Below are 4477 nucleotides of genomic sequence, written 5' to 3' on the forward strand. Positions count from 1 at the left end.
GGCATGGCGCCGGCCGGCGTGCGCAGCCAGGCCGGCATGCGTCCCGCCAGCGGGCGCTGGGCGCGCCAGGGCCACAAGATCGTCCTGTACGGCGTCTGACATCATGGCCATCGGCGCTTACGCTGCCTGGATGCTGGCGCAGGAGGCGCGCTCGCTGCTGACGCGGCTGGCGCGGCTGGAACCGTTCGCGCTGATCGAGCCGACGGTGCTGGCGGCCGCCCTGATGCCCAGCGCCCAGTCGGCCATCGAAAGCCAGCTGGTGCAGGGCCGGCGCGAGTTGCGGCGCATGGTGGCCCAGTTCCAGTGGTGGCTGCGGCGCGAGCAGGCCGACGGCGCCAGCATGGCCACGGCTGCCGAGGCGCAGCGCCGCTTCACTTTCCTGCGCCTGAAATTCAATGCCGCGCTGACCCAGTTCGACCTGTTCAACGAAGTCATCACGCAGCGCAGCGAGCACAAGACGGGCGTGTGGCTGGCCGGCCTCGACATCGTTGCCGCCGACGCGCTGGCGCTGCCCGGCGAGGTGTACCAGGCGCCGCCCGTCATCTGCTACCTGGACCGGGGACCGGGCGCGGCCATCCGCCGCGCACGCACGCGCCTGCCGGGCGGCGGCGACAATCCCGTCGCCATCATCCGCCTGCCGCGCGAACGCATGATCGGCAGCAGCATCGCCTCGTCCCTGGTGCACGAGGTCGGGCACCAGGGCGCGGCGCTGCTGGACCTGGTGGCGTCCCTGCGCCCCGTGCTGCAAGCCATGCAGCACGGCGGCAGCGGCCCCGTGCACGTGTGGCAGCTGTGGGAGCGGTGGATATCCGAGATCGTGGCCGATTTCTGGTCGCTGGCGCGCGTGGGCGTGGCCGCCACCCTGGGCCTGATCGGCGTGGTCAGCCTGCCGCGCGTGTTTGTGTTCCGCCTCAATGTCGACGACCCCCACCCGGTGCCATGGCTGCGCGTGCGCCTGAGCTGCGCCATGGGGCGGGCATTGTATCCGCATCCGCAATGGAACCGGCTGGAGCAGCTGTGGCTGTCGTACTACCCGCTGACGGACTTGCCGCCGGCCCGGCAGCGTCTGCTGGAGCAGCTGCAGGCCAGCATGGCGGCCCTGGTCGGCGTGCTGGTGCAGCACCGGCCGCCCGCCTTGCGCGGCAGCTCGCTGGCCGAAGCCATGGCCGTGCAGGCGCGCCAGCCGGCCATGCTGGCGCAGCTGTTCCGCAGCTGGACGCTGGCGCCGGCGCAGATGTACCAGGCCACGCCGACCCTGGTATTTGCCGTGCTGGGCCAGGCGCGCGCCAGCGGCACCTTGAGCCCGGAAGACGAAAGCGAGTTGCTGGGGCGCTTGCTGACCCACTGGGCCCTGCGCAGCACCCTGGACACGTCGGAGCTGTGCGCCGATGTCGTGCGGCATGGCCGCCAGTCCGGCAGGCTGCCGCCCCTGGCAACCCGTTTGATTATCCATTGAGGAGAATGACATGAGCAGCAAGATGAGCAACAAGATGAGCAGCAGGGGCGGGGCGGCGGGCCGGGCGGGCCCGCAACGGCAGGGCGGCAGCATCGCCGTCACCGTGCACGAGCAGAACAGCGGGGCCATGGTCGTCAACGCCGCCATCAGCCTGTACCGGGGCGCCCAGGCCGACTGCCATGATTTCAATGCCGCCGCCTGGCAAGCCGACCCCGCCATGCTGGTGGGCGTGCGCTGGACGGATGGGCGTGGCAGCACCGTATTTTCCGAGCTGGCGACGGGCAGCTACGTGGGCGTGTATGGCAATTTTCCTGCCACGGCGCCCCAGTGCGTGACGGTGCAAGCGGGCTGCAGCGCCGTGCTGTGCTTCAAGCCGCAGCTCAACCCGCAGGTGGCGCTGGCGTTTGAAACGCCGGACTGCCAACCCAGCGACTGCCAGTTCGGCAGGGTGGGCGACCGCGCCGTGGCCACCGTCTCGTTTGACGGCGATCAAAGCGCCGACGGGCGCGACCAGGTGCAGGTGCTGGCCGCCGCGCCATGGGTGCCCATGCGCGGCACGCAGAACGCCTTTTCCACACCCGTGCGGCGCGTCGGCATGCACCGTTTCATGGCGCAGATGATGCTGTCGCAGCGGTCCGACCTGCGCAGTATCCTGCCTGTGCCGGAAGGGCTGAGTCCGAACGCCATGCTGGCGCTGGATGCGGAGTACGAGACGGAAGAGCGCCAGCCCACGCCCATCTCCGGCAATGTGGGCGTGTCGCTGACGCGCACGGAAACGGAGCCGACGGAAGACTTGCCGCTGTGGACCCTGATACGCAACAGCACCGAAGCGATGTCGTTTACGAATTACCTGCATTTCATGGACAGCCTGTTTTGCGGCGACCTGGCCAATGTGCGCGGCTTCGAACAGGAACGCTTCGTGAAAAAAGCCGACACGTTCCAGCAGCTCAAGCAGCGCCGCGCGCTGCCGTTTTCCGATTCCGATTCCTACCGCGTGCTGAAAGTGGCGACGGAAGCGTTCGTGATGGTCAATTGCGGCGTGCTGAACCAGCCGCTGGCCTTCAATCCGACCGAGGACAACGCCTACCTGGACCGGCGCGACATTCCCCAGGGGCGCGACCTGGAAACCGTGCTGCGCAACGATTACCTGGAAAATATCGACGGCTTCCAGACCTTGCCCTACCTGGCCGTGATCCGCCGCAAGCTGCCCGACATTCCCATCAGCATCCCGCACGGCCAGGAAGGCGAGGTGGACCTGTGTTTTGGCATCATCCAGGAAAAGCTGGCGAACCCTTGCCTGCTGGAACTGATCTGGTCGTACTGGCACGAAGAGGGCATGCTGGTGCAGACCATGAACGCCATCACGCAGCGCTTCCAGAACCTGCGCGCGCCGGGCAGCGGCCTCGATCCCCTGTCGAACACGGAAATCGACATGTTGCGTCCGCTGAACAACTTGCTGTGGGGATATACCCAGGATGAGCAGCACCGGCTGACCGTGGTGCGCCGCAATTACGAGTACGACCACCACTACGGCGTGCGCCTCGACGGCAAGGCGGTACAGCATTTCCGGCCAGCCGACAGCCGCTCGAAATTCCTCGAAGCGTTCCACCATTTGCTGCGCCTGCTCACCTCGTTCTACAAGCAGGACGACGACACCACCGTCAAGGCGGACGCCTTCCCCGTGCTGAATGCCTTGAAGGAAATCCACCTGATCCTGTCGCAGGGCGCGCACAACCAGTTTGGCGACTTGCCGTCGACGGCGCGCATCGAGATGCTGATGCAGCAATGGATGCTGGCGCGGCCCGAGTTCCGCGAATTCCTGCCCACGCGCGTGATGGTGGCGTATCCGGAACCGTGGATGGACAGGGTCGACGCCATGAAGAAACTGCAGGGCTGGACGGATACGAGCGTGATGCATTTCCGTAACCTGGCCATCTTTGGCGAGCAATTGCTGCTCTCCGTGCGCTATGGCAACTGGAGCGACATCTATGAGCCGACCCAGGCATTCAACTGGGCGCGTTTCTGGCGCCCCCAAGTGCAGGGCTACATCCACGGCTACCGCGCCGCTACCGGGGTGGATTTGTCCGTCGACAGCAGCGACCCGGTGGTCGAAGCGACGATGCCCTCGGTGTTGCTGCGCCAGCGCCTGAGCCAGCAGCTGCGCAGCGTCTAGGGCGGGGGCGAGGCGCGTGCATGCTCGACTTCACCAGTGCCCTCTACCTGGGCATGCGTCATCCGTCGGCCCGGCTGGCGCCGTGGCACAGCCTGACCCTGGGCCAGCCGGCGGCCCTGCGCGAGCCGCCGGGCGCGCAAGCCCTGGCAGCAAGCCTGGCGGCGCTGCAAGGCTGCGAGGCGGCTTGCGTGCTGCCGTCGACCCTGCACCTGTTCTGGGACCTGTTCGGCCTGCTGGCTGCCGAGCGGCTCGTGATCCTTGTCGATGGCGGCAGCTACGCCATCGCGCGCTGGGGCGCGGAGCGGGCGCAGGCGTTGGGACTGCCCTTGCGCGTCTTTCCCAGCGGCGAGGTGGCGGTGCTGCAGAGCCTGGCGGCGGCCTGGGGCAGGCAGGGTCGGCGTCCCTTGATCCTGGCCGATGGCTATGTGCCGGGCAGCGAGCAAGTCTTGCCGCTGGCCGCGTATGCGGCCCTGGCGCGCCAGGGCGGAGGCTATCTGCTGCTGGACGACACGCAGGTGCTGGGCGTGGCGGGTGCATCTGGCGGCGGCTCGGCGCGGCTGCATGGCTTGCCGGGCGGCTACGATAAGGCGGGCGGCCACCTGATCGTGGGCGCCTCGCTGGCCAAGGGCCTGGGCGTACCGCTGGCCGTGCTGGCCGGCTGCGGCGCCCTGCTGCGGCGCTTCGAGGCGCACAGCCAGACGCGCGTGCATGCCAGTCCCCCTTCGGTGGCCGTGCTGGCGGCGGCGCGGCACGCGCTGGCCCTGAATGCGCGCCACGGCGACGCCTTGCGCGCCAGGCTGGCGGACCCACGGCCATCACCTTTTACCGCCTGGTGCTGGTCTTGCTGG

Annotated in this window: 3 protein-coding genes; all 3 read left to right on the forward strand. The window is 68.3% G+C overall.

Features of this window, described 5'->3' with window-relative positions:
- Positions 1-103 precede the first annotated feature (103 nt).
- The gene (locus GCN75_RS28610; RefSeq protein ID WP_152285360.1) at positions 104-1456 is read left to right on the forward strand and encodes a hypothetical protein; all 1353 of its coding nucleotides are present in this window, start codon (positions 104-106) and stop codon (positions 1454-1456) included.
- A gap of 10 nt (positions 1457-1466) precedes the next feature.
- Entirely contained in the window at positions 1467-3629 is a 2163-nt protein-coding gene (locus GCN75_RS28615; protein WP_152285361.1) for a hypothetical protein, read from the forward strand.
- 20 nt (positions 3630-3649) lie between these two features.
- Positions 3650-4477, forward strand: an 828-nt coding sequence (locus GCN75_RS28620; RefSeq protein ID WP_152285362.1) for a pyridoxal phosphate-dependent aminotransferase family protein, incomplete at its 3' end; no start/stop codon positions are given.

The sequence above is a fragment of the Janthinobacterium violaceinigrum genome (assembly GCF_009208555.1).
Lineage (GTDB): Bacteria > Pseudomonadota > Gammaproteobacteria > Burkholderiales > Burkholderiaceae_D > Janthinobacterium > Janthinobacterium violaceinigrum.